The 23,980-nt window shown below is 73.7% G+C and carries 20 protein-coding genes and 4 tRNA genes; 15 read left to right on the forward strand and 9 right to left on the reverse strand.

From position 1 onward, the window contains the following. The first annotated feature begins 67 nt into the window (after positions 1-67). Entirely contained in the window at positions 68-826 is a 759-nt protein-coding gene (locus tag ACQEU6_RS42625) for a hypothetical protein (RefSeq protein WP_499339495.1), read from the forward strand. Between the two features lie 62 nt (positions 827-888). After that, positions 889-1,815: an LLM class F420-dependent oxidoreductase gene (locus tag ACQEU6_RS42630; protein ID WP_499339496.1), complete on the forward strand. Its 927-nt coding sequence runs from the start codon at positions 889-891 to the stop codon at positions 1,813-1,815. Between the two features lie 54 nt (positions 1,816-1,869). On the opposite strand, the gene ACQEU6_RS42635 is transcribed toward ACQEU6_RS42630, so the two are convergent. Continuing rightward, a complete protein-coding gene (locus tag ACQEU6_RS42635; RefSeq protein WP_499339497.1) occupies positions 1,870-3,576 on the reverse strand; it encodes an MFS transporter in 1,707 nt (568 codons plus the stop codon). A 170-nt stretch (positions 3,577-3,746) separates the two neighbouring features. Here ACQEU6_RS42635 and ACQEU6_RS42640 point away from each other — a divergent pair, with 170 nt between their 5' ends. Continuing rightward, on the forward strand, positions 3,747-4,499 hold the full coding sequence (locus ACQEU6_RS42640; protein WP_499339498.1) for a TetR/AcrR family transcriptional regulator C-terminal domain-containing protein: 753 nt from the start codon (positions 3,747-3,749) through the stop codon (positions 4,497-4,499). Here ACQEU6_RS42640 and ACQEU6_RS42645 read toward each other — a convergent pair. Continuing rightward, the gene (locus ACQEU6_RS42645; RefSeq protein ID WP_499339499.1) at positions 4,496-5,326 is read right to left on the reverse strand and encodes a TIGR02452 family protein; all 831 of its coding nucleotides are present in this window, start codon (positions 5,324-5,326) and stop codon (positions 4,496-4,498) included. The genes ACQEU6_RS42640 and ACQEU6_RS42645 overlap by 4 nt on opposite strands. Before the next feature lie 105 nt (positions 5,327-5,431). On the opposite strand from ACQEU6_RS42645, the gene ACQEU6_RS42650 reads away from it, so the two are divergent. Together ACQEU6_RS42650 and ACQEU6_RS42655 are read left to right on the forward strand one after the other, a co-directional pair. Then, positions 5,432-6,862, forward strand: coding sequence for a 3' terminal RNA ribose 2'-O-methyltransferase Hen1 (locus tag ACQEU6_RS42650; protein ID WP_499339500.1), 1,431 nt, complete (start codon positions 5,432-5,434; stop codon positions 6,860-6,862). Then, entirely contained in the window at positions 6,859-9,417 is a 2,559-nt protein-coding gene (locus ACQEU6_RS42655; protein WP_499339501.1) for a polynucleotide kinase-phosphatase, read from the forward strand. Before ACQEU6_RS42650 ends, ACQEU6_RS42655 begins: the two co-directional genes overlap by 4 nt. Positions 9,418-9,476: 59 nt before the next feature. On the opposite strand, the gene ACQEU6_RS42660 is transcribed toward ACQEU6_RS42655, so the two are convergent. From ACQEU6_RS42660 to ACQEU6_RS42675, 4 genes are all read right to left on the reverse strand, one after another. Beyond that, entirely contained in the window at positions 9,477-9,743 is a 267-nt protein-coding gene (locus ACQEU6_RS42660) for a TFIIB-type zinc ribbon-containing protein (protein ID WP_499339502.1), read from the reverse strand. A 67-nt stretch (positions 9,744-9,810) separates the two neighbouring features. After that, positions 9,811-10,710: a phosphotransferase family protein gene (locus ACQEU6_RS42665; protein WP_499339503.1), complete on the reverse strand. Its 900-nt coding sequence runs from the start codon at positions 10,708-10,710 to the stop codon at positions 9,811-9,813. A gap of 8 nt (positions 10,711-10,718) precedes the next feature. Beyond that, positions 10,719-12,452: an AMP-binding protein gene (locus ACQEU6_RS42670; RefSeq protein ID WP_499339504.1), complete on the reverse strand. Its 1,734-nt coding sequence runs from the start codon at positions 12,450-12,452 to the stop codon at positions 10,719-10,721. 14 nt (positions 12,453-12,466) lie between these two features. Beyond that, complete coding sequence (locus ACQEU6_RS42675) at positions 12,467-13,012, reverse strand: Lrp/AsnC family transcriptional regulator (protein WP_499339505.1); 546 nt, start codon at positions 13,010-13,012, stop codon at positions 12,467-12,469. A 105-nt stretch (positions 13,013-13,117) separates the two neighbouring features. Here ACQEU6_RS42675 and ACQEU6_RS42680 point away from each other — a divergent pair, with 105 nt between their 5' ends. The 4 genes from ACQEU6_RS42680 to ACQEU6_RS42695 all read left to right on the forward strand — a co-directional run bounded on the left by ACQEU6_RS42680 (position 13,118) and on the right by ACQEU6_RS42695 (position 17,064). After that, positions 13,118-14,314: an MFS transporter gene (locus ACQEU6_RS42680; RefSeq protein WP_499339506.1), complete on the forward strand. Its 1,197-nt coding sequence runs from the start codon at positions 13,118-13,120 to the stop codon at positions 14,312-14,314. A 369-nt stretch (positions 14,315-14,683) separates the two neighbouring features. Beyond that, positions 14,684-15,811, forward strand: coding sequence for a mannose-6-phosphate isomerase, class I (gene manA / locus ACQEU6_RS42685; RefSeq protein WP_499339507.1), 1,128 nt, complete (start codon positions 14,684-14,686; stop codon positions 15,809-15,811). Continuing rightward, positions 15,808-16,725 carry an ROK family protein gene (locus ACQEU6_RS42690; RefSeq protein WP_499339508.1) on the forward strand — a complete coding sequence of 306 codons (918 nt, stop codon included), beginning with the start codon at positions 15,808-15,810 and terminating at the stop codon, positions 16,723-16,725. The genes manA and ACQEU6_RS42690 overlap by 4 nt, the downstream gene beginning before the upstream one ends. Before the next feature lie 75 nt (positions 16,726-16,800). Further along, on the forward strand, positions 16,801-17,064 hold the full coding sequence (locus tag ACQEU6_RS42695) for a sigma factor-like helix-turn-helix DNA-binding protein (RefSeq protein ID WP_499339509.1): 264 nt from the start codon (positions 16,801-16,803) through the stop codon (positions 17,062-17,064). Here the strand turns inward: ACQEU6_RS42695 and ACQEU6_RS42700 are convergent. After that, positions 17,027-17,935 (reverse strand): LysR family transcriptional regulator, encoded by a 909-nt coding sequence (locus ACQEU6_RS42700; protein WP_499339510.1) that lies wholly within the window; start codon positions 17,933-17,935, stop codon positions 17,027-17,029. The genes ACQEU6_RS42695 and ACQEU6_RS42700 overlap by 38 nt on opposite strands. Positions 17,936-18,017: 82 nt before the next feature. Here ACQEU6_RS42700 and ACQEU6_RS42705 point away from each other — a divergent pair, with 82 nt between their 5' ends. From ACQEU6_RS42705 to ACQEU6_RS42730, 6 genes are all read left to right on the forward strand, one after another. Further along, complete coding sequence (locus ACQEU6_RS42705) at positions 18,018-18,860, forward strand: oxidoreductase (protein WP_499339511.1); 843 nt, start codon at positions 18,018-18,020, stop codon at positions 18,858-18,860. Positions 18,861-19,078: 218 nt separating this feature from the next. Beyond that, positions 19,079-19,163 (forward strand) — tRNA-Ser (locus ACQEU6_RS42710). 1 nt (position 19,164) lies between these two features. After that, a tRNA-Met gene (locus ACQEU6_RS42715) sits at positions 19,165-19,237 on the forward strand. 11 nt (positions 19,238-19,248) lie between these two features. Then, positions 19,249-19,321, forward strand: a tRNA-Arg gene (locus ACQEU6_RS42720). A 2-nt stretch (positions 19,322-19,323) separates the two neighbouring features. Then, positions 19,324-19,395, forward strand: a tRNA-His gene (locus ACQEU6_RS42725). A gap of 94 nt (positions 19,396-19,489) precedes the next feature. Further along, positions 19,490-21,337: a glycoside hydrolase family 3 protein gene (locus ACQEU6_RS42730; protein WP_499339512.1), complete on the forward strand. Its 1,848-nt coding sequence runs from the start codon at positions 19,490-19,492 to the stop codon at positions 21,335-21,337. A 13-nt stretch (positions 21,338-21,350) separates the two neighbouring features. Here the strand turns inward: ACQEU6_RS42730 and ACQEU6_RS42735 are convergent, their stop codons facing one another. Both ACQEU6_RS42735 and ACQEU6_RS42740 read right to left on the reverse strand, forming a co-directional pair. Then, the gene (locus ACQEU6_RS42735) at positions 21,351-22,631 is read right to left on the reverse strand and encodes an ABC transporter substrate-binding protein (RefSeq protein WP_499339513.1); all 1,281 of its coding nucleotides are present in this window, start codon (positions 22,629-22,631) and stop codon (positions 21,351-21,353) included. Further along, positions 22,628-23,923, reverse strand: coding sequence for a Gfo/Idh/MocA family protein (locus ACQEU6_RS42740; protein ID WP_499339514.1), 1,296 nt, complete (start codon positions 23,921-23,923; stop codon positions 22,628-22,630). Before ACQEU6_RS42740 ends, ACQEU6_RS42735 begins: the two co-directional genes overlap by 4 nt. Between the last annotated feature and the right edge of the window lie 57 nt (positions 23,924-23,980).

Raw genomic sequence — 23,980 nt, forward strand, 5'->3', positions numbered from 1 at the left:
GTGACCGCAAGAAGAAACCGCAGGCCACGGGGGGTTCGCAGTGATCCGGACGTTGAGGGTGCAGGGCATGGTGCTGGCGATGGCCGCGCCGCTGCTGGGGGGTGCGCTCGCTCCGGCGGCGGCGCAGGCCGACGGCCCAGGGCCGAGGACGAAACCCGGGCCGCCCGGAAAGCACGCCGCGGGTGTGGCGCTACGCCTGAGTGGTCCCGCGAGCGGCGTGGCGCCGGGACGCACCTACGAGTGGACCTTCACGATGGCCGCCAGGGGGCCGGGAAAGTCCGGTAAGGCGGTGTTCAGGACGAGGCTGCCGAGGTCGCTGGCGTTCGTCTCGGGGAACAGGGACTGCGCGGCCGCGGGATGGACGGTCGAGTGCGACCTCGGCGCCGTGCGGAAGGGCCGGACCGTGACCGGCGCGATCAGGGCCAAGGTGTCCGAGGACGCCCGGTCCGGCCAGAAGATCCGCCTGCGCGGGACGGTGACGTGGGGCCGGGCGCACGCGGCCCGCGCGTTCCCGGTCGCCCGCGTGGCAGAGTCCGCTCACCTCGGCCACTCCGAGGCGGCACCGAAGAAGCCGGAGGTGAAGAAGCCGCGGGGAAAGAAGCCGGAAGGGAAGAAGCCCGCCGCGAAGAAGCCGCCCGCGAAGAAGCCGGCCGCGAAGAAGCCGGCCGCGAAGAAGCCGGCCGCGAAGAAGCCGGCCGCGAAGAAGCCGGCCGCGAAGAAGCCTGCCGCCAAGAAGCCTGCTGCCAAGCCTGCGGCGCACAAGCCGGCCGCGAAGAAGCCCGCTGTGAAGAAGCCGGCGGCGGTGCGGAGGGTCGCTCGCAGGTGATGGCGCCGCGGGGGCGCTGACCCGGCGCGCGGTGGACGCCGGGTTCGTACGAGGATGGGAGCATGCGACTTCGAATCTTCACCGAGCCCCAGCAGGGGGCGACGTATGAGACACAGCTCGCCGTCGCCAAGGCGGCCGAGGACCTCGGCTTCGACGCGTTCTTCCGTTCCGACCACTTCGTCAAGATGGGGGACGTCTCGGGCGAGCCGGGGCCGACCGACTCCTGGATCACCCTGGGAGCGCTGGCCCGGGAGACCAGCCGGATCAGGCTCGGCACGCTGGTGACGGCGGGGACGTTCCGCTACCCGGGGCCGCTGGCGATCTCCGTCGCGCAGGTCGACCAGATGAGCGGCGGGCGCGTCGACCTGGGCCTCGGGACGGGGTGGTTCGAGGAGGAGCACACCGCCTACGGCATCCCGTTCCCGAGCCTGGGCGAGCGGTTCGCGCGGCTTGAGGAGCAGTTGCAGATCCTCACGGGGCTGTGGGGGACGCCGTCCGGCGAGACCTTCTCGTTCAGCGGGGAGCACTACACCCTGAGCGGGTCGCCCGCGCTGCCCAAGCCCGTGCGGCCGGGCGGGCCGCCGATCATCATCGGCGGGGCCGGGGCGAAGCGGACGCCGCGGCTCGCCGCCCGCTACGCCGACGAGTACAACGTCCCGTTCCACCAGGTCGAGGACACCGGCGGCGCGTTCGACCGGGTCCGCGCGGCGTGCGCGGAGGCGGGCCGGACGCGGCCGCTGGTCTACTCGGCCGCGCAGGTCGTCTGCTGCGGGCGGGACGAGGCGGAGCTGGCGCGGCGCGCCGACGCCATCGGGCGGAAGGTCCCCGAGCTGCGCGAGAACGGCCTGGCGGGCACCCCGCAGGAGCTGGTCGACAAGATCGGCCGATTCGGCGAGCTGGGCGCGGAGTGCCTCTACCTCCAGGTCCTCGACATGAGCGACCTGGAGCACGTGGAGTTGCTGGCCTCCGAGGTGATGAGCAAGCTCTGACGACGGGCCGGGGCCCGCGCCCGGGGAGTCCGGGCGCGGGCCCCGCGCGTTCCGTCAGGCGGTCCGCTCCTCCGGGCGCGCGTGCCTCGGCAGCAGGAACGTCACCAGGAAGGTCAGGCCGAGGAGCCCGACCTCGACCCACAGCGTGATCTTCATGGCGTCGCCGAAGCCGACCTTGGCCGCGTGCTCGGCCGCCCCGGCGACCGCCTTCTGGACGGCGGGGGCCGACTGGGGCGCGGCGGTGACGGCGGCGGCGGTGGCGTCTTCAAGCCGGTGGCAGGACGCGGGCACGGCGGCGGCGTCCTTGGCGATGGCGCGGTCGCGGCCGCAGTCGCGCAGGCCCTCCACGACGCGGTCCCGCTGCGGGGCGGGGACGGACGCGGCGGCGAGGTCGCGGCGCAGGCCGGCGGCGCCGTCGTCGGCCGCGCCGGCGACGTGCCCGCCGAGCAGCCCGAAGAAGACCGTGCCGAGGACGGCCGCGCCAAGCGCGCTGCCGAGCTGCTGGACGGCGGTGAGCGTGCCGCCGGCCGAGCCGGTCTCCTCGGGCTCGACGCCCGCGAGCACGGTGTCGAAGAAGGGCCCCATCAGCAGGCCCATGCCGATCCCGGTGACGGTCAGAGCGGGGACGAGCTGCCAGGGGGTGACGTCGATGCCGGCGTACCGGAGGGTGAAGTACAGCCCGGCGATCCCGGCGGCCATGATGACGGCGCCCGCGTGGATCACCTTGCGGCCGAGGCTCTGCACGGCCTGCATGAGGCCGAACCCGAGGACGATGCCGACCGACCACGGGATCTGCGCGAGGCCCGCCTTGAGCGGGGAGTAGCCCAGCCCGAGCTGGAAGAACAGGGCCAGCACCAGGCCGAGGCCGGCGACGCCGGAGAAGAACACCAGGCCGACGACGAGGCCGCCGGTGAAGCCGCGCTTGCGGAACAGGCTCGGCACGATCAGCGGGTCGCCGCCGAGGCGCTGCTTGCGGGCCTCGTACCAGGCGAACACGCCCCACACGACGAGGGAGGCGGCCATCATGGCGAACGTCCAGGCGGGCCAGTCGTGCTCCCGGCCCTGCACGAGGGGGTAGATCAGCAGGCCAGCGCCCAGGGAGGCCAGGGCCGCGCCGGTGAGGTCGAGGCGGGAGGCGTGCTCGGCGCGCCCCTCGGGCAGGAACCTCAGCCCGGCCAGCACGGCGGCGGCGCCCAGCGGCAGGTTGATCAGGAAGATCATCCGCCAGCCGGTGCCGAACAGGTCGGCGTCGATCAGCCAGCCGGCCAGCACCGGGCCGCCGACCGACGACAGCCCCATGACCGGCCCGAACATGGCGAACGCCGCGCCCATCTCCTTCGCCGAGAACATCTGCTTGATCATTCCGATGCCCTGCGGCAGCATCAGCGCGCCGAACAGGCCCTGCACGGCGCGGGAGCCGACCAGCATCCCGGGGGAGCCGGCGATGCCGCACAGCAGGGAGCCGACCGTGAAGCCGGCCGCGCCGACGAGGAACATCCGCTTGCGTCCGTAGAGGTCGCCGAGGCGACCGCCGGTGATGAGGCCGACGGCCATGGCGAGGGTGTAGGCGGCGGCGAGCCACTGGATGGTGGCCGCCGAACCGCCGAGCTCGGCGCGGATCGTGGGGGCCGCGATGGCCGTGATCAGGGCGTCCAGCATGTCCATGACCTCGCCGGCGAGGATCACGAACAGGGCGACCCAGCGCCAGCGGTAGCCGCCGTCCGCGGCGCCCCGGGCAGGGGAGGTCAGTGTGTCGGTCATGGTCGCTCCGAAGGGGGGAACAGTGTTCGTTGATTACGAACAACGTTCTATGGGCGAACGGCGTTCGTGTCAAGTACGATGTTCGTGTTCGAGAGATCCTCTCTGCAATAGAGAAGATATATCGCGATTCGCGACAGTCAAGATGTATCGCGAGATTGGGAGGTCCTGACGTGGTCACCGCACGCCCGGACATGCCGACGCCGCCCGGCCGCAGGCCGCGCAAGGCCGCGCCCGCCAGGCAGCCGCTCACACAGGAGCTCGTCGTCGAGACGGCGATCCGCGTCCTCGACGCGGAGGGGCTGGAGGCCGTGACCATGCGCCGCGTCGCCCAGGAGCTCGGCACGGGCCCGGCGTCGCTCTACGCCCACGTCTCGGGCAAGGACGAGCTGCGCGAGCTGATGCTCGACCGGGTGGCCGGCGAGATCCGGCTGCCCGTCCCGGACCCGGCGCGCTGGCAGGAGCAGCTGAAGGAGCTGGCGCGCGAGATCCGCCGCGTCTACATCTCGCACCGCGACATCGCGGTGGTGTCGATGGCGCACATCCCCACGGGACCGAACCTGCTGGACGTCGCCGAGGCGCAGCTCGCCCTCATGGAGGCCGGCGGCGTCCCGAAGCGGATCGCCGGGCTGGCCGTCAGCACCCTCGGCATGTTCCTCGACGCCGACGCCATCGAGGACACGCTTCACCACGCCAAGACGCCCCCGGGGGCGGGCGACCCCTGGACGTACTTCCAGGAGTACCTCGGCCAGATCCGCGACTACTTCGCCGCCCTCCCCAAGGACCGCTATCCGACGATCTCCGGCATGGTGGACGAGCTCACCGCGGAGGACGGCGACGGGCGCTTCGAGTTCGGCCTCGACATGCTCGTCCGGGGGATCGCCTCCTACGCGGCGGAGGCGTCCCGCCCCGAGGGGGACGGTTAGGCGAAGACGCGCTGGAAGGCCGCGTGCCGCGGGGCGCCGGCGGCGGTGTCCCAGACGGCGAAGACCACGTGCTCGAACCGGTCGGCGAACTCTCCGCCCGGACGCAGCGCCTCGGCGAACACCTCGGCGACCTCGGCCGGGTCGTTGCGGAACACGCCGCAGCCCCAGGCGCCGAGGACGATCCGGGCGTGCCCGTTGGCCAGCGCCACGGCGAGGACCTTGCGGGCACGCAGCCGCAGCGCCGCGGGAATCCGCTCGGCCTTGGCGGCGTCGCGGATCGCGCCGCGGTTCGGGGCGGGCGACGTCAGGAAGGCGACGCCGTAGGGCTCCTCCCGCAGCCGGCCGGAGTCCTCCCGGAACACCGGCACGTCCGGTGAGTAGATCATGTGGTCGCTGTAGAGGAGGTCTCCCTGCGCGCGGTGGAAGTCGTAGTACTCCCTGGCCGAGCGCAGTGACGCGTAGAGGCCCGACGAGCGCGCCAGCCCCTCCTCCTGGGCGTGGGCTCCGTTGAGGAAGCCGCCGCCCGGGTTCTTCGCGGAGGCGAAGTTCAGCGCGAACGGCACCGTCCCGGGGGCGCGCAGCCGGTGCGCGGCGGCGAGCGTGGTCTCGCCGGTCACCTCGATGCGCGTCCGCGTGCCCGGGGCGGCCGGAGGAAGGTTCTTCAGCAGCGTGTCCAGCTCGCCCGGCCTGTAGAGGACGGTGCGCCGGACGGCGTCGGCCAGGCCGTCCGCGATCGAGACGGCGCGGCCGGACGGCGCGGTGTAGTCGCCGTGTTCGATGATGGCCACGGTCTCCTGCGCGGTCATCCGGCGGGGGTGTCTGCTCATGTCACCCCGGATTCTGCTGGCCCGCCGAACCCGGGCGCAAACCGATTAGCCCGGCCTTTCGGAAAATGGATGGGGGCGTTCGGCGGGTTCGGCCACACTTGGGGCGTGCTTCTGACGATCACTACGACCATGGGCCAGGCGACCGACCTGGGGTTCCTCCTGCACAAGCATCCAGGCCGGGTGCAGCGCTTCGAGCAGTCCTACGGCACGGCGCACGTCTTCTACCCGGACGCGGAGGAGCGGCGCTGCACGGCGGCGCTGCTGCTGGACGTCGACCCTGTGCAGCTCGTGCGCACGCGCGGCAGAGGCACGCCCGACTTCTCTCTCGGCCAGTACGTGAACGACCGCCCGTACGCGGCGTCGTCGCTCCTGGCGTCGGCCATGGCGAACGTGTTCCGCACCGCCATGCGGGGGCGCTGCGACCTGCGTCCCGAACTGGCGGAGACGCCCGTCCCGCTGGAGGTCGTCCTTCCGGCCCTCCCGTGCAGGGGCGGGCCGGGCCAGGCCGAGCGGTTCTTCGCCCCGCTCGGCTGGGACGTGTCGGCCGCGCCCGTGCCGCTCGACCCGGACTTCCCCGAATGGGGGGACTCCCGGTACGTGACGCTCACGCTGGCCGGGACGCTGCGGCTCGCCGACGCCCTCAACCAGCTGTACGTGCTGCTGCCCGTCCTGGACGACGCCAAGCACTACTGGATGGCGCCCGACGAGGTCGACAAGCTCATACGGGCGGGGGAGGGCTGGCTGGCGGCGCACCCCGACCGCGGCGCCATCACGCGCCGGTACCTGGCCAACCGGCGCGGCCTGGTGCAGTCCGCGCTGGGCCGCCTCGCCGACGCCGAGGAGGCGCCCGACGAGGAACTCGACCCGGTGGAGGTCGAGGAGGAGGGGCCCGCCGCCGAGGACGGCCAGGAGGCCGCGCCCGAGGAGGCGTCCGTCTCGCTCGCGGAGCTGCGCCTGCGGTCGGTGGTTCAGGCGCTGCACGACGAGAACGCCCGCCGGGTCATCGACCTCGGCTGCGGCTCCGGCAGGCTCCTGGCGCGGCTCGCCAAGGACGACTTCTTCAACGAGATCTCCGGTTCGGACGTCTCGTACCGCGCCCTCGGCCACGCCTCGCGCCGCCTTCGCCTCGACGGGCAGCCGCGCCGCGAGGGCGACCGCGTCCAGGACGTCTTCCAGGGCGCGCTCACCTATGCCGACGAACGGTTCGGCGGGTACGAGGGGGCCGTGCTGATGGAGGTCATCGAGCACATCGACCCGCCGCGCCTCGGCGCCGTCGAGCGGGTCGTGTTCGGCCACGCCTCGCCCCGCGTGGTGGTCGTCACGACCCCGAACGCCGAGCACAACGTCCGCTACGAGGGGATGGCGCCCGGGGCGATGCGCCACCCCGACCACCGTTTCGAATGGACGCGGCCGGAGTTCCGCGCCTGGGCGGACCGGGTCGCCGCCGAGCACGGCTACAGCGTCCGCCACGTGCCCGTGGGCGACGACGACCCCGAGGTCGGCGCGCCGACGCAGATGGGAGTGTTCACCCGATGACCGAGATCAAGGTCCCGGAGACGGGGCTCGTCGTGCTCGTCGGCGTGTCCGGGTCGGGCAAGTCGCACTTCGCGCGCAAGCACTTCAAGCCGACCCAGGTGGTGTCGTCGGACTTCTGCCGCGGGGTCGTGTCGGACGACGAGAACGACCAGGCGGCCACCGGCGACGCGTTCGACCTGCTGCACTACATCGTGGGCAAGCGCCTGCGGCGCGGCCTGCTGACCGTGGTGGACGCGACCAACGTGCAGAGCAGGGCGCGGGAGTCGCTGCTCCGGCTGGCCAAGGAGCACGACGTCCTGTCGGCCGCGATCGTGCTGGACGTCCCCGAGGGCCTCGCGGCCGAGCGCAACGCCGGACGCCCGGAGCGGGACCTCGCGCCGCACGTCGTCCCGCGCCAGCGCCGCGAGCTGCGGCGCGGCATGCGGTCCCTGGGCCGCGAGTTCCGCCGCGTCCACGTCCTGAACGGTCCCGAGGAGATCGACGCCGCGACGATCCGGTACGAGAAGGCCTGGAACGACAGGCGCGACCTGACCGGTCCGTTCGACGTCATCGGCGACGTGCACGGCTGCCGCGCGGAGCTGGAGGACCTGCTCGCCGACCTCGGCTACGAGATCCTCCGGGACGAGCGGGGCCGCGCCGCCGGCGCGAACCACCCCGGCGGGAGGTCCGCCGTCTTCGTCGGCGACCTGGTCGACCGCGGCCCCGACTCGCCGGGCGTGCTGCGCCTGGTCATGGGCATGGTGGCCGCCGGCGACGCCCTGTGCGTCTCGGGCAACCACGAGGCGAAGCTCGTCCGCGCGCTGCGCGGGCGCAAGGTGCGGGTCGCGCACGGGCTCGCCGAGTCGCTGGAGCAGCTCGCCGCCGAGGACGAGGACTTCCGCGACGGCGCCCTGCGGTTCATGGACGGCCTCATCAGCCACTACGTCCTGGACGGCGGGCGGCTGGTGGTGGCCCACGCCGGGCTCAAGGAGGACTACCACGGCCGCGCGTCCGGACGGGTCCGCTCGTTCGCGCTGTACGGCGACACGACCGGGGAGACCGACGAGTACGGCCTGCCCGTGCGTTACCCGTGGGCGCGCGACTACCGGGGCAAGGCGATGGTCGTGTACGGCCACACGCCCGTCCCGGAGGCGGAGTGGGTGAACAACACCATCTGCCTGGACACCGGCGCGGTGTTCGGCGGGAAGCTGACGGCGCTGCGGTATCCGGAGCGGGAGCTGGTGTCGGTTCCGGCGCGGCAGGTCTGGTACGAGCCGACGCGTCCGCTGGAGGCGCCGGCCCAGGGGAGCGCGGGCGGCCACCGGGAGAACGACGTCCTCAACATCGGGGACGTCCTCGGGAACCAGGGCGTCGAGACCCGCCTGATGGGCCGCGTCTCGGTCAGGGAGGAGAACGCGCTGGCCGCGCTGGAGGTGATGAGCCGGTTCGCCGTGGACCCGCGCTGGCTCGTCTACCTGCCGCCCACCATGGCCCCCGCCGAGACGTCGCCCCTGCCGGGATACCTGGAGCACCCGGCCGAGGCCTTCGCCGCGTACCGGGACAAGGGCGTCGTCGTGCGCGCGGTGTGCGAGGAGAAGCACATGGGCTCGCGCGCCGTGGCGGTCGTGTGCCGCGACGCCTCGGTGGCCGCGGAGCGCTTCGGCGTGGACGACGGGACGACCGGTGCCGTCTACACGCGCACCGGGCGCTCCTTCTTCCGCGACCCCGCCCGTACGGACGAGGTCCTGGACCGGCTCCGCGCCGCCATCGGCGCGGCGGGGCTCTGGGACGAGCTCGACACCGGCTGGCTCGTCCTCGACGGCGAGCTGCTGCCGTGGTCGGCGAAGGCGATGGACCTCATCCGCACGCAGTACGCGGCGACCGGCGCGGCGGCCCGCGCCGCCCTGCCCGTGGCGGCCGACGTGCTGGCGCGGGCGCACAAACGGGGGCTCGACGTCGGGGGGCTGCGCGAGCGCATCGACCGGCGGGCCGCGAACGCGTTCCGGTTCCGCGACGCGTACGCGCGCTACTGCTGGACGGTGGACGGGCTGAACGGCGTGCGCTTCGCGCCGTTCCAGGTCCTCGCCGGAGAGGGCCGCTCCTGGGCGGCCCTGCGCGACCACGAGTGGCACATGTCCGTGGCCGAGCGGCTCGCGGAGGGCGACGCGAGCGGTCTCGTCCAGCGGACGGGGTCGATGACCGTCGACCTGGGCTCGCCGGAGTCGGAGGCCGCGGCCACCGAGTGGTGGGAGAAGCTCACCGCGGCGGGCGGCGAGGGCATGGTCGTCAAACCGCTCGGACCGATCCCGGACGACGCCAAGGTGCAGCCCGGGATCAAGTGCCGCGGACCGGAGTACCTGCGCATCATCTACGGGCCCGACTACCGCGAGCCGGAGCACCTCGACCGGCTGCGCCGCAGGTCGCTCGGGCGCAAGCGGTCGCTGGCGATACGCGAGCACGCGCTCGGCGCGGAGGCCCTCGACCGCCTCGCGGGCGGGGAGCCGCTGTGGCGCGTCCACCAGGCGGTCTTCGCCGTCCTGGCGCTGGAGTCCGAGCCGGTGGACCCGCGCCTGTAGACCGTTCGCGCGCGCCACGGCCCGCCGCCCTCGGGGCGGGGCGGGCCGTGGCCGCCCGGTCAGGTGGAGAAGAGCATGTGGAACACGCCGCCGCCGTGGTGCGGGCGGTGGTGCCCGTGATGGTGGTGGTGGACCGACCCCGCCGGGGCGCCCCAGCCGGGCGCGGCGGCGGGCGGAGGCGCCGCGCGGTACTGCGACTCCATCTGGGCCAGGGCCTCAAGCTCGCCGTAGTCGAGGAAGATGCCCCGGCAGCTGTCACATTGCTCGATGTGGACGCCGCTGCGGGTGTAGGTCCGCATCACGCCACGACATTTAGGGCAGTGCATCGCCTTGTCATCCTTCCGGTATGGATCCCCAGGTAGAGGCTAAATGTAGGACAGGTTCGGCGCCACGTCATGCCGCCTCCCCTGCCGCGGATATTCTCACGCAGGCGTCGACCATCGCCTGCTCCGCGCCGTCGAGTGGTCGATCTTCCCTCCCCGCGGATATGACGCACGTGGCCGCGATCTGGATCGCCAGACTTCGGGCGGGGACGTCCAGGGCCGTCCAGGGGTCGCCCTGCGCGGGCACGGCCGGGCCGCCCGCCTCCCGGTACGCGCCGAGGAAGCGCTCCCAGTCCCGGGGGGCCAGCACTCCGCCGGAGTAGAGCGCGGCAGGCCGTGCGAGGTCCCATGCGGGGTCGCCCGCGCCGAGGTCCTCGATGTCGATCAGCCGCCACCGCCCGCCCGGTGCGCGGACCATCTGCCCCAGATGCCAGTCGCCGTGGATGAGGCGGCGGGCGCCTCCCGCGGGTTCCTCCTCCTCCCCGCGTATCCAGGCCGGGAGAGTGGCGAACGCGCGGCGCACCGCGTCTTCGGCGGGGCCGTCGCCCAGGCGGGAGACCAGCCGGGCCACCCGTGCCGGACGTCCCCACGACGGCGCGTCGGCCGGGACGGGCGCCGAGTGCAGGGCCGCCAAGAGCCGGGCGCCCTCCTCCCAGGGGAGGTCCTTGGCCGGGTCCACGGGCTCGCCGAACGTCGCGAGCGTGACCGTGCGGCCGTCCACGGTGAGCGGTGGCCCCAGGGCGCCGACGACCAGGTCGGGCAGCGCGCCCGCCAGCCGTATCCGGTCGAGGAGGGCGGGGCCGTGCTCCCGGTCGGCCTGGTGCGCCTTCACGACCACGTCGCCGACGCGGACGACGAGCACGCCGTGCCGGTCGTACAGGGTCAGCGGCGATCCGTCTTGCGTGGCCCTCTGGCGCCCGATCTGGGCGAGCCGTGTGAAGAGCTCTGGCTGGACGGTCTCGTTGCGCACCCGACCAGTCAACCACTCCGCGCGGGGCCCATCCGCTCCGCCGACGAGGACGCGAACTCGTCCCGCAGCCGCTGCCGGACGACTTTGCCCAGCATGTTCAGGGGGAGTTCGGTCCGGGGCAGGAACTCCGAGGGCACCTTGTAGTGCGACAGAAAGCGTTCGCAGTGCCGGCGCAGCTCGTCCGCCGAGAACGGGTAGGCGGGGTGTTCCACCACGTGGGCGATGATGCGCTCGCCGCGCCGGGCGTCGGGCACGCCGACCACGGCGCAGTCGTGCACGGCGGAGTGGCGGCGCAGCACCTTCTCCACCTCGGACGGGGACACGGTGAAGCCGCTCACCTTGATCATGTCTCGCTGGCGGTCCACGATGGTGATGAAGCCCTTCTCGTCCATCACCCCGATGTCACCCGTGCGGAGCCAGCCCTTCGACAGGGCCTGCGCGGTGGCGAGCGGTGCGTTCCAGTAGCCCGCGAACACCTGCGGCCCGCGCACGACGACCTCCCCGGTCCCGCCCGGCGGCAGGACCTTCGTCGGCTCGTCCTGGTCGACGATGACGGCGTCGGTCATGGGCAGCGGCAGCCCGACCGTCAGGTTCCGGGCCCCGCCTCCCAGCGGGTTCGCGGTGACGGCCGGAGACGCCTCGGTCAGCCCGTAGCAGTTGATCAGGCCCCTGGCCCCGACCGCGGCGAGCCGGTCGACCGTGCTCTGCGGCATCGCCATCGCCCCGGAGATGAAAATGCGCAGCGACCGCAGGTCGTCCGGCCGGAGCCGCGGGCTGTCGAGCACCTGCTCGTACAGCGTCGGCACCCCGGGGAAGATCGTCGGCCGGTACCTGCGGATCGCCCGGACCACGCGTTCGCCGTCGTAGCGGGGGAGCAGCACCACCGCCCCGGCCGTCATCACGGGCGCGACGAGGCAGCTCATCAGCCCGAACGAGTGGAACAGGGGCAGCACCGCCAGCGTCACGTCCGCGCCGGGACGCCCGTCGAGGTCCCACGCCTGCTGCTGGCAGGCGTTCGCGACGAGGTTGCGGTGCGTCAGCATCGCGCCCTTGGGGCGCCCCTCCGTCCCGCCGGTGTACTGGATGGCGGCGAGATGCCTCGACGGGTCCAGGGGCAGCTGCTGCACGCGCCGCGTGGGGGCCCGCTGCAACTCCTTGAACTGGACGACGCCGGGGTCGTGCGGCACGTCCGCGGTGATGGCCGCGCGCCGCCGCTGCATCTGCACGAGCGGGAGCCGCAGGGCGATCCGCCTGCCGGCCGGCAGGAAGTCGGCCAGGGACGTCACGACGATGTGCTCCAGGCCCGCCCGGGCCCGCACGGCCCTCACCGTCTTGTAGGAGCGATCCAATACGACGGCGACGCGCGCGCCGCAGTCGGCGAGCTGCCGGAGCATCTCCTCCTCGGTGTAGAGGGGGTTGTGCTGGACCGCGATCGCGCCCCTGCGCAGCACGCCGAAGAACGCGATGACCTGCTGCGGGCAGTTGGGAAGGATCAGTGCGACCCGGTCGCCGGGCTGCACTCCCAGCCGGTGCAGGCCGTCGGCGAACCGGTCCACGGCCGCGCGCAGGTCGCGGTAGTTGATCCGCCGGCCGAAGAAGATCAGCGCGTGGTTGCGCGGGTACCGGTCCGCGGCATCGTCGAGCAGGCGCGTCACGGGGACGTCCGGGATGTCGACCTCCCCGGGGACCCCCGGCTGATACCACTGCCGCCAGGACGAGGAGCGCAGTGACGAGTGCCACATAACGCCCGATTGAATCATCTCCGGCACCTTCGCGCGGTGCGAAGAAACGCGAACCCGCGGGGCGGGCGGGTGCGCCGGCTCAGCGGGTCCAGCCCTCCGAGCGCGTGACCCTGCGGGTCTCGTGGGCGGGCGGCTCCACCGCGCGGCCCTCGTAGGCGGTCGACAGGACGATGTGCGAGTTCATCTCGCCGTGCTCCCCGAGGCGTTCCAGGAGTCCCTCCAGGTGCGGCATCGAGGCGACCCGCACCCCTCAGCATCGAGCACCGGCTGCCGCTCAGCTTGTGGACCTCGGTGACCTCGGGCAGGTCCTCGGCGGCGGACGTCTTGAGCAGGCAGCGGCCGAGGGCGCACCGCATCTGGACGAAGGCGGTCAGCGGCTGGCCGACCCTGGCCGGGTCGACCCGCGCCTGGTAGCCGGTGATCACACCGGACTCCTCCAGCCGCCGCACCCGCTCGGCGACCGCCGGGGGCGACAGGTTCACCAGGGCCGCGAGCCGGTTGAACGACAGGCGGCCGTCCCGCTGCAGCTCGGCGAGGATGCTCCAGTCCGTCTGATCCATGTGGAAAGTCCTTTCGGGACATCGCTTTGCGAACTATAAGCCGAGAAGGTCGAATGCCGGGGATTGTCCATTCCTTTTGCGAATCGGCGTTTCTAGCGTCAAGGCATGGAGAAACGATCCCGGCCGATGGCGGCCCTCTGCTCGGGCGTCGCCCTGATGAACGCGTCCATGGCGGTGGCGAGCACGACCGCGACCCTGGTCGCGGCGGACCGGCTCGGCGCCGGGTGGGGAGGCGTGCCGAACACGGCCGGCATCGTCGGGACGGGCGCCGGCGCCCTGGCCCTGACCCGGCTCGTGCGGACGGGCCGGCGCCGCGCCCCCGCCCTCGGCTACGCCGCCGCGGCGGCGGGCGCGTGCCTGGCCGCCCTCGCGGTCGCGACCGGCGACGTCGCGGGGCTCTGCCTCGGGATGCTGCTGCTCGGGCTCGGCAACGCGGGGGCCCAGCTCTCGCGGTACGCGGCGGCCGACCTGCATCCGCCGGGACGGCGCGGCTTCGCCATCGGGCTCGTGGTCTGGTGCGCGGCGGCCGGCGCCGTCGGCGGGCCGCTGCTGCTCGACCCGTCCGGCGCGGCGGCCGCGGACGCCGGCCTCCCCGCGTTCACCGGCCCGTTCCTGCTGGCCGTCCTGACCTGCGCGGCCGCCGCCGGCGCCGCGGCGGGCGGGCCGGGCGGCCGGGCGAGGGCGCAGGGCTCGCCGCCGCCGCTGCGCCGCCTGGCCCGGACGCCGGCCGCCCGCTCCGCGCTGGCGGTGATGGCCACGGCGCAGGCCGTGATGGTCGCCGTCATGACGGCCGCGCCGCTGGACATGCACATGCACGGCGACGGCCTCGGGGCGGTCGGCATGACGCTGTCGGCGCACACGCTCGGCATGTTCGCCCTCTCACCGCTGACGGGGCGCATGACCGACCGGTACGGCGCGCACCCGGTGATCGTCGCGGGCCTGGCCGTCCTCGCCGCGTCCACCGCCCTCGCCGCGGTCGCGACCGGGGCGCCGGGACGCGTCGCGGCGCTCTTCCTGCTCGGCTACGGCTGGAACCTTTGCTTCGTCGGCGGCAGCGCGCGCCTCGCCCGCGACCTGCCCGAGGCGGAGCGTCCGCACACCGAGGGCGCCGTCGACGCGGCCGTCTGGACGGTCGCCGCTGCCGCGAGCCTGCTGTCCACGGCCGTCCTGTCGGCGGGCGGGTACGCCCTTCTGGCCTGGGCGTCGTGCGCCGGGGCGCTCGCCGTCGCGGGCGGCCAGGCCCGGCGCCGCACTCCAGGGACCCGCCCGGAGCCGTCCGAGCGGGGGATCGGACGGCCGTGACGCGGCGTCAGATGCGGCCGGTGCCGCGGCAGACGTTGCACCGCTCGTGGGTGGCGGTGCTGGTGCCGGTGCCGTTGCAACCGGGGCACGACCGCGTCGCCGGTTTGTTGTGCTTGCCCAAGTCCACCACCCCCTGGGGGTTCATCCTAAGGGCTCGGCCGATCGCCTGCCGTGCCCGCTTATCAGTTCGCCGGCGGGACCCTCCGGGTTCACCGGCGCGCCGGCGAACCCGCGCCGGGCCGGGTCGGAGAACGACGCGCCGGGGACGACCCGAGTAGCGTTCGCCTTCCCCCGCGACGCTTGTACGCTGTCCCTCACGCGCGCCGTCGTCCGGTCACGGTGCCCCGAGCAAGGAGATCGCGCAGGTTGGTGCCATTGCCGCTGACCACCGCGATCCGTCCCTACGACTGGGGATCGCGGACCGCTCTGGCCGAGCTGCTCGGCGTGGAGCCGACCGGCCGGCCGCAGGCCGAGCTGTGGGCGGGCGCGCATCCCGCCGCCCCCTCCCGGGTGGACGGGACTCCCCTCGGCGCCCTCATCGACCGCGACCCGATCGGGATGCTCGGCGCCCCGTGCGTGGACCGGTTCGGCCCGACACTGCCCTACCTGCTGAAGGTGCTGGCCGTCGAGAGGCCGCTGTCGCTCCAGGTGCACCCGACCACGGCGCAGGCCGAGGCCGGGTTCGCCCGCGAGGAGGCGCAGGGCATCCCCGTCGACGACCCCGCCCGCACCTACAAGGACCCCTTCCACAAGCCCGAGATGGTCTGCGCCCTCACCGAGTTCCACGGCCTGTGCGGCTTCCGCGAACCCGGCGAGACCGCCGGCATGCTCGAAGACCTGAAGGTCCCCGAGCTGGACCCGTGGATCGGGACGCTCCGCGACGAACCGCCCGCCGAGGCGCTCCGGACCGTCCTCACCCAGATGCTGGACGAGCGCTCCAGGCCCCTGCAGGCCGCGGTCGAGCCGGCCCTGACCGGCGTCTACGCCGACATCGCCCGCGCCCACCCCGGCGACCCCGGGGTCCTCGCCGCGCTCCTGCTCGACCACGTCGAGCTCAAGCCCGGCCAGGCCCTCTTCCTGGACGCCGGAGTGCCCCACTCCTACCTGGGCGGCCTGGCGATCGAGGTCATGGCGAACTCCGACAACGTCGTGCGCTGCGGACTCACCGCCAAGCACATCGACGTCCCCGAACTGATGCGCGTCGTCGAGTTCGCCCCGTCCAGGCCGCACCGGGTCGCGCCCACGGAGGACCGCCGGTACCGCACGTCCGCCGAGGAGTTCACCCTCGTCCGCCACGACCTCTCAGCGGATCCCGAGGACCTGCCCGCCGGCCTTCCGCAGACGCTCCTCTGCCTGGAAGGCGAAGCGCGCCTCACCGCGGAGCGGGCCCTGACGCTCGCCCGGGGGGAAGCCGCCTTCGTCCCCGCCGGCGCCCCCGCCGCCCGCCTCACCGGACACGGCACGCTCTACCGCGTGCTGCCGGGGATCGGGTCATGACCGTCCTCGCCCTCGACATCGGCGGGACCAAGTTCGCCGTCGCCCGCGTCGACGCCGACGGCACGCTCCTCGACCGCGCCGAGCACCCCGTCGGCCAGGCCCCCACCGCCACCCTGCGCGGCCTCGTCGCCGACTTCGCCCGGCCCGGCCTGACCGGCGTCGGCATCGGCTCGGCCGGCCCGATCGACGCGGCCGGCGGCACCGTCAGCCCGATCAACATCCCCCGCTGGCGCGGCTACCGGCTCGTCGCGGCCGTCCAGCGCCTCGTCCCCGGCGTCCCGGTCGCCCTCGCGGGCGACGCCCAGTGCATGGCGCTCGGCGAGTGGTGGCGCGGCGGCCACGACCGCGGGTCCCTGCTCGGCGTCGTGGTGTCGACCGGCGTCGGCGGCGGCCTCGTCATCGACGGCCGCCCCTGGACGGGACGCACCGGCAACGCGGGCCACATCGGCCACGTCATCGTCGACCTCGACGGCGAGCCCTGCGTCTGCGGCGCCCGCGGCTGCCTGGAGACCGTCGCGGGCGGCCCCAGCATGGTCCGCTGGGCGCTCGCGCAGGGCTGGACGCTCGCCCCGGCGACGGGCCGGCCCGACGCCCGCGCCCTGGCCGCCGCCGCCCGCGCCGGCGCCCCGATCCCGCTCGCGGCCTTCCAGCGCGCCGCCGGCGCCCTCGCCACCGCGATCCTCAACACCGCCTCCGTCCTCGACGTCCGCGACGTCGTCGTCGGCGGCGGGGTGGCGGCCGCGGGCGACCTGCTCCTCGACCCGCTGCGCGCCGCGATCGCCGCCCGCGCCGGCATGCCGCACCTGCGCGACCTGCGCGTGTCCGCCACCGCCCTGGACCGCGACGCCGGCCTCTACGGCGCCGCCGCCCTCGCCCTCCTCGCCTCCGGCGAACCCCTCCGCCCCGCCCCCTGAACCGGAGCCTCAACGCTTCCTTAACGCCGCCATAAGGACGGCGGCGGGACGGGGGAGGGGTGCGAAGTTCGTCGTGTGGCACTGCGAATGGGCAAAGACACCGGTTCTTTCGCCCCCGGTTCGCCGGGGGAGCGGACGCGCCCCGCGGTGGTCGCCCGGGCCTTCCAGGGGCTGCCTCCCGCGCACCGCGAGATCCTCACCGAGACGGTCTTCCGGGACCGGTCGGTCAACGAGGCCGCGGCCTCGCTGGGGGTGCCGGTCGACGTGGTCAAGGTCCGCGTCTACCACGCGCTCCGGGCGCTCAGCGCGGCCGTGGAGACGCCGCGGACGTACGCCTGACGCCGGCGAGGTCGCGGACGATCGCGGCGAACGCCTCGACGAGCGGACCGCCGTCCGCCCAGGCGAGCGCGACGCGCAGCGGCTCCACGTCCGTGAGCGGCGCCCAGGACAGCCCAGGGCGCGCGTCGTACAGCGCCATGCTCGACGGCGCGAAGCAGATGGCCGCGCCCTCGGCGACCTGTTCGAGCATCTCCTCGACGTTGTCGTTCGTGGGGCCCCAGCGCGGGGCCGACCCGTCCGGCCGGGGGTTGACCGCCCACCAGTCCACCCACTCGCGGGGCGCGCGCTCGGTCCACATGAGGGGCTCGTCCTTGACGTCCATGATGGAGACGGCCTCGGCGGAGGCGAGCGGATGGCCCGCCGGGAGGCCCACGACGCGGGGCTCGGTGTGGACGATCTCCGAGTGCAGGCCGCCGAGGTCGGCGGGCAGCCACACGAACGCCACGTCCACCTGCCCGGCGCGCAGCGCGGCGGTCTCGCCGCCCCAGTCGAAGCGCTTGGGCTCGACGCGGACGCCGGGATGGGCGCGGGCGAACTCGGCGCGGGCCCGGGTCGTCAGCTCGCCCGCGCCGCTCGCCTCGAACCCGACGCGCAGGACGCCGGTCTGCCCGCGCCGGTGCCGCTCCGCCGCGGCGGCGACGCGGTCGGCCTGCCGGACGGTGCGGCGCGCCTCGGCGATCACGTCGCGGCCCGCCGCAGTGGGGGTCACGCCGCCCGCGTGCCGGTCGAACAGCCGGACGCCGAGCTCGGTCTCGAGCCCGCGCAGCGCGTAGGAGAGCGCGGGCTGGCTGACGTAGAGGGCCCCGGCGGCCCGGCCGAGGTTGCCGGCGTCCGCGATCGCGGCGAGGTAGCGCAGCCGGCGCAGCTCCATCCGGCGATCATAAACGCTCCTTATCGGCCGGAAGGATCTCTGTCTTGGACGGCGCGGCCGGAGGGCTGCGATAACTGCGGGCATGACGAACACCGCTGAGCAAGGACGGGTCTGGCTGATCACCGGGGCGAACTCCGGTTTCGGGAGGGCGGTCGCGGAGGCGGCGCTGGCGGCCGGCGACACGGTGGTCGCGGCGGCGCGGCGCCCGGAGACGCTGGACGATCTGGTGGCGCGGCATCCGGACCGGGTGAGCGCGGTCGAGCTGGACGTCACCGACCAGTCGAAGGCCGCGGACGTGGTCGCGGACGCGGTGCTGTGGCACGGACGGATCGACGTGCTGGTCAACAACGCGGGGCGCGGCGTCGTCGGGGCCGTGGAGGAGACGACCGACCGCGAGCTGCGCGAGCTGATGGACCTGCACTTCTTCGGTCCGGCGGCGCTGGTCCGGGCGGTGCTGCCGCACATGCGCCGGCAGGGGAGCGGCGCCGTCGTGCAGATGTCGAGCATGGGCGGCCGGTTCTCCTTCCCCGGCGTGGGCGCCTACTCGGCGACCAAGTTCGCTCTGGAGGGCCTGTCGGAGGCGCTGGCGCTGGAGGTCGCGCCGTTCGGGATCAAGGTGCTGGTGGTCGAGCCGGGCGCGTTCCGGACGTCGTTCGCCGCCGGAGGGCTGCACCAGACGTCCGCGATGCCGGAGTACGCCGCAGGGGTGGGCCCGGTCCGGGCGAACCTGCCGGGCAGCGACGGGAAGCAGCCGGGCGATCCGGCGAAGGCCGCCGCGGCGATCCTGGAGGCGCTGGACGCCGAGAGGACGCCGCTCCGGCTGCCGCTGGGCAACGACGCCGCGGACGCGGTGGACGCCGCCCTCACCGCGGCGCGCGAGGAGTTCGCGGCCTGGGAGCCGACCGCCCGAGGGACCGATTTCTAGGAATGAGGCGATAAATGGGTTGCCGGGGCGAAACCGCCCCGGCACCATGGACGTCGAAGGGTGAGAACGCCGGAAAGACGGGATCGGAAAGGGGAGTCGCACGATGCGAAGCCATCGAATGCGCAGCAGCCATTTCGGTCCCGGGAGTCGCCGACGGACGTGAACCGCACGTCCTGACGCCGACCGCCCGAAGACCACGGGCGGTCTTTTTCGTTTCCGGAGGGTTGGCCGAGCGGAAAGGCAGCGGCTTGCTAAGCCGTCGTCAGGGTCACCCCTGCGCGAGTTCGAATCTCGCACCCTCCGCGCTGGGCAGGGACGCTGGTGCGTCCAGCGGTCTCATAAACCGCGGCAGGCAGGTTCGATTCCTGCGCTCAGCACGCAAGAACACGTCTCCGTGGCGCAGTGGAGAGCGCGCCGGGTTGCGGACCCGGAGGCCGCAGGTTCGATTCCTGCCGGAGATACGGCTTTCGTGGTGTAGTGGTCTGCACACCAGGTTGTGGTCCTGGAAGTGTCGGTTCGATCCCGACCGAGAGCCCTATGTGTTTCGTCCGGCCATGACCGGCAGATATTTGCTCAGGTGCTGGTATCCGGTTGCGTTGCGTTTGATCGAACCTGGAAAAACCTTCCGCATGTACTGTTCCTCCCCGCGGGCGCTGCGGACCCGCGTCCTCGGCCTGAGCCTGCTCGCCCTGCTGGCGCTGACCGTCCACGGCGGTCCCGTCCGGGCGGCCTCGGGTCCCGCGCCCTACCTCGACCCCCGGTTGTCGGTGGAGGACCGCGTCGACGACCTGCTCGGCCGGATGAGCCTGGCCGACAAGCTCGGCCAGATGACGCAGCCGGAGCGGCGGTACGTGAAGCCGGAGGAGGTCACCCGGTACCGGATCGGGTCGGTGCTGTCGAGCGGGGGGTCGGCGCCGAGCCCCAACACGCCGGAGAGCTGGGCGGACATGTACGACGGCCTCCAGCGGGCCGCGCTCGCCGCGCCGCTGCGCGTCCCGATGATGTACGGGGTGGACGCGGTGCACGGCCACAACAACGTGGCCGGTGCGACGATCTTTCCGCACGACATCGGGCTCGGCGCGGCCCGCGACCCGGCCCTCGTCCGCGGGATCGGCGCGGCGACCGCGGCGGAGATGACGGGGACGGGTGTGGACTGGGACTTCGCGCCCTGCCTGTGCGTCGCCCGCGACGACCGCTGGGGCCGGACGTACGAGTCGTTCGGCGAGGTGCCCGAGCTGCCCGCGGCCATGACGACGCTCATCGACGGGCTCCAGGGGGACGGGCTGGGCGGCCCCGCGTCCGTCCTGGCCACGGCGAAGCACTACCTCGGGGACGGCGGAACCGAGGGCGGCGCCGACCGCGGCGACACCAGGGTCACCGAGAAGGAGCTGCGCGCGGTCCACCTGCCGCCCTTCCGCGAGGCCGTGAAGCGCGGCGTCGGCTCGGTGATGATCTCCTACAGCTCCTGGAACGGGCTGAAGATGCACCAGAACACGTACCTGATCTCCGACGTCCTCAAGCGCGAACTGGGCTTCACGGGGTTCGTCGTGTCCGACTACAACGGCATCAACCAGATCGACGGCAGGCGGGGGTTCACCAAGGAGGAGGTCGCGGCCGCGGTCAACGCCGGGATCGACATGGTCATGGTGCCGACCGGATGGCGCCGGTTCATCGACTATCTGCGGGACGCGGTGAAGGACGGGACCGTCCCGATGTCCCGCGTCGACGACGCCAACCGCCGCATCCTGACCAAGAAGTTCCAGCTGGGACTGTTCGAGCGGCCGATGGCCGACCGCGCCTACCTGAAGACGGTCGGGAGCGCCGCGCACCGCGCGCTCGCCCGGCGCGCGGTCGCCGAGTCGCAGGTGCTGCTGAAGAACGCGGACGGCGTCCTGCCGCTGGACGACGGCGACAAGGTCTTCGTCGCCGGGCGCAGCGCCGACGACGTCGGCATGCAGTCGGGCGGCTGGACGATCAGCTGGCAGGGCGCGCCGGGCCCGACCACGAAGGGCACCACGATCCTCCAGGGCATCCGCAAGGCGGCCGCCCCGTCCGCGACCGTCACCTACGGCAGGGACGGGACGGGCATCGACAGGTCCTACGACGTGGCGGTCGCCGTGGTGGGGGAGAAGCCCTACGCCGAGTACCGCGGCGACCTCACCGGTGACATGGGCCTCGACGAGGCGGACCTGAAGACGATCGGGCGGCTGCGGGCGTCCGGCGTCCCGGTGGTGGTGGTGCTGGTGTCGGGACGTCCGCTGGACATCGCCTCGGAACTGCCCAGGTGGAACGCGCTCGTCGCGGCGTGGCTGCCGGGCAGCGAGGGGGCGGGCGTCGCCGACGTCCTGTACGGGACCGCCGCGCCCACCGGCAGGCTCCCGGTGACGTGGATGCGCACCGCCTCCCAGCAGCCCATCAACAAGGGAGACGGCAAGAAGCCTCTGTTCCCCTTCGGGTACGGCCTCAGGTACGAGTAGGTCGCGGAGGGCTTCAGTCGGCCAGGCCGGTCAGGGCCTGCTGGAGGTCCTCGGCCGCCTCGTCCACCGGTTCCGCCCCGGTGAGCGCCGCGGTGACGTGCTCCTGGACGGCGGCGCTGACCTCGCTGTACCGGACGACGACCGGGCGCGGCCGCGCCTTGTCCATGCCCTGCCGCAGCACCGGCAGGTACGGGTACCGCTTGATCATTTCGGGGTCGCCGTAGAGGGCGGCGAGGGACAGCGGGAACGACTGCGCGCGGCCGTACTCGTTCTGGACCGCCGGGCCGACGATGTGGGCGACGAAGTCGCGGGCGGTGGCCTGGTGCCTGGAGAACGCCGACACGGCCAGGTTGTTGCCGCCGAGGGTGCCCGAGCCCGGCCCGCTCTCGCCCGGGATCGGCGCCACGCCGAACTTCCCCGCCACCTTCGAGCCGTCCTTCCCGGCGGCGAGCGCGTAGACGTAGGCCCAGTTGCGGTGGAAGACGAGATGCCCTTCCTGGAAGGCGCGGCGTCCCTCCTCTTCCTTGAACGTGATGGCCTTCCGCGGAATGGTGCCGTTCCTGAAACCGTCCACGAGGAACTTGAGCCCTGCCTTGGCCTGCGGGGTGTTCACCTGCGGTCGGCCTGACGAGTCGAAGACCTCGCCGCCCGCGGACTGGACGGCCTCGGAGTAGTTGACCGTGAGCCCCTCGTACTTGCCGTACTGGCCCGCGTAGCAGTCGACGCCCCTGCCCTCCGCCGTCCGGCGGACCTTCGCGCACGCGTCGCGCAGCTCGGCCCACGTCCTCGGCGGGCTCTTCACGCCGGCTTCGGCGAGGAGGTCCTCGCGGTAGTAGAGGACACCGGTCCCGGTCAGCCACGGCGCCGCGTACAGCCTGCCGCGGTACCGGCCGGTCTGCAGGGCCGCCGGGACGAACGAGGACGCGTCCACCAGCCCGTCCGGCAGCGGCAGGACCCAGCGGCGCGCGGCGAACTCCGCCGTCCACACCGCGTCCAGCCGGACGACGTCGTAGGCGTCGGACTTGATCTGCATGTTCTGGACGAGCTGCTGCCGCGCCTGGTCGCCGTCCTCGGGCAGCTCGACGAGCCGCACCTTCTCCTCGGGATGGCCGTCGTTCCACGCGGCGACGAGCCGCTGCACGGTCTGGGTGAGGTCCTTGCCGGTGGCGACGGTGATGGGGCCCCGGCCGTCGTTGCCCGCGGGCCCCGGCCCGCCGGACGAGTCGCCGCAGGCGGCGGACGCGAGGAGCAGGGACAGCGCGGCGGCGCCGCCCAGGAGCGGTCTGATGGTCACGGACGCACCGTTCCTCTCGTCGGAAGCGACGCCGGGCCCAGCTCGATGACGGCGCCGTCCAGCCGGGCCCGTTCGGCGGCCCACACGACGCGGTGGGAGGCGAGGCTCTCGCGGGGGCCGGAGCTGAGCGGCGCCGGGTCGCCCGCGGCCAGCGCGGCGACGAAGGCGTCGGCCAGCGCGTCGTCGTCGTGGTCGTGGCGGCCGTCGGACGCGCCCTCGGGAGGCCCGGCCCCGGGCTCGACGATCTCGGTCTCGCCGGTGACGAAGTCGCGGACCGTGATGCGGACGCCGTCGCCCTCCAGGCTGCCGGACGTCCCGAAGACGCGCGTCTGGCGCGGGGCGGCGGCCGAGAACGCGGTCATGGTGAACACGCCGGTCGCGCCGGACGGGAACTCCATGCTCACCACCTGGTGGTCGACCACGTCGTTGTCGCACGCGTAGACGCAGCGCCCGTACGGGCCCTCGCGCAGCGCCCGCAGGACGCCCGCCTCGGTGCGGTCGTCGGTGACCGCGCCGAGCGGCCACCTCTCGCGGCCGGGATCGCCGAGGCACGACAGGTACAGCCGGGTCGCCGAGTAGGGGCAGCGGGCCTCCACGGCGCAGTCGACGCAGCGGTCGGCGGCGCCGGACGGCCGCTCCTCCGGGCGGAAGTGCGACCGCCGCCCGAACGAGGACACCCGCGCGGGGGCCTCGCCCATCACGTGGATCAGCCAGTCGATGTCGTGGCACGACTTCGTCATCAGCATGGGTCCGGACTCGTCCGCCCGCCGCCAGTTGCCGCGCACGTAGGAATGGGCGTGGTGCCACCAGCCGACGGGTTCGAGGTGCTGGACGCTGACCGGCGCGCCGATCCGGCCGCCCTCGACCAGCCGCCTGAAGGTCCGCGTGTACTCGGTGTAGCGCATCACGTGGCAGACGGCGAGCATCACTCCCGCGCGCTCCACGGCGTCGACGACGCGCAGCGCGTCCGCCTCGGACGTCGCCATCGGCTTCTCCAGCAGGACGTGGCAGCCGAGGCCGGCGAACCGGACCGCGGGCTCGGCGTGCTCGGCGTCCTGCGTCGCGATGATCACTCCGTCGGCGGGGCGGCCCCGTTCGGCCATCTCGCGCCACCCGGCGAACGTCCGCTCAGGAGGGAGGCCGTGCTCGGCCGCGAACCGGCCGCGCCGCGCCGGGTCGGGCTCGGCGACCGCGACGATCCGGCCGGCCCCGGTCTCCCGGATCCGCGCGGCGTAGCCGCGGCCGCGCAGTCCCGCGCCGGCCACGGCGATCGTCGGCGCCGTCCGCTGCATCGCCCACCCTTCCGACCTGGCCGTCCGCACCGCCACCGGACCCGGCGGCGACTTATG

Source organism: Spirillospora sp. CA-108201 (assembly GCF_050936235.1).
In the GTDB taxonomy this organism is placed as follows: domain Bacteria; phylum Actinomycetota; class Actinomycetes; order Streptosporangiales; family Streptosporangiaceae; genus Spirillospora.

What these genes read in the sequence shown, in the direction of transcription:
- ACQEU6_RS42730 (WP_499339512.1), top strand. Translation starts at nt 19,490, where the DNA reads ATGTACTGTTCCTCCCCGCGGGCGCTGCGGACCCGCGTCCTCGGCCTG.
- ACQEU6_RS42690 (WP_499339508.1), top strand. Translation starts at nt 15,808, where the DNA reads ATGACCGTCCTCGCCCTCGACATCGGCGGGACCAAGTTCGCCGTCGCC.
- ACQEU6_RS42700 (WP_499339510.1), bottom strand. Translation starts at nt 17,935, where the DNA reads ATGGAGCTGCGCCGGCTGCGCTACCTCGCCGCGATCGCGGACGCCGGC.
- ACQEU6_RS42660 (WP_499339502.1), bottom strand. Translation starts at nt 9,743, where the DNA reads ATGCACTGCCCTAAATGTCGTGGCGTGATGCGGACCTACACCCGCAGC.
- ACQEU6_RS42625 (WP_499339495.1), top strand. Translation starts at nt 68, where the DNA reads ATGGTGCTGGCGATGGCCGCGCCGCTGCTGGGGGGTGCGCTCGCTCCG.
- ACQEU6_RS42705 (WP_499339511.1), top strand. Translation starts at nt 18,018, where the DNA reads ATGACGAACACCGCTGAGCAAGGACGGGTCTGGCTGATCACCGGGGCG.
- ACQEU6_RS42635 (WP_499339497.1), bottom strand. Translation starts at nt 3,576, where the DNA reads ATGACCGACACACTGACCTCCCCTGCCCGGGGCGCCGCGGACGGCGGC.
- ACQEU6_RS42630 (WP_499339496.1), top strand. Translation starts at nt 889, where the DNA reads ATGCGACTTCGAATCTTCACCGAGCCCCAGCAGGGGGCGACGTATGAG.
- ACQEU6_RS42670 (WP_499339504.1), bottom strand. Translation starts at nt 12,452, where the DNA reads ATGTGGCACTCGTCACTGCGCTCCTCGTCCTGGCGGCAGTGGTATCAG.
- ACQEU6_RS42655 (WP_499339501.1), top strand. Translation starts at nt 6,859, where the DNA reads ATGACCGAGATCAAGGTCCCGGAGACGGGGCTCGTCGTGCTCGTCGGC.
- ACQEU6_RS42740 (WP_499339514.1), bottom strand. Translation starts at nt 23,923, where the DNA reads ATGCAGCGGACGGCGCCGACGATCGCCGTGGCCGGCGCGGGACTGCGC.
- ACQEU6_RS42645 (WP_499339499.1), bottom strand. Translation starts at nt 5,326, where the DNA reads ATGAGCAGACACCCCCGCCGGATGACCGCGCAGGAGACCGTGGCCATC.
- ACQEU6_RS42675 (WP_499339505.1), bottom strand. Translation starts at nt 13,012, where the DNA reads ATGGATCAGACGGACTGGAGCATCCTCGCCGAGCTGCAGCGGGACGGC.
- ACQEU6_RS42680 (WP_499339506.1), top strand. Translation starts at nt 13,118, where the DNA reads ATGGAGAAACGATCCCGGCCGATGGCGGCCCTCTGCTCGGGCGTCGCC.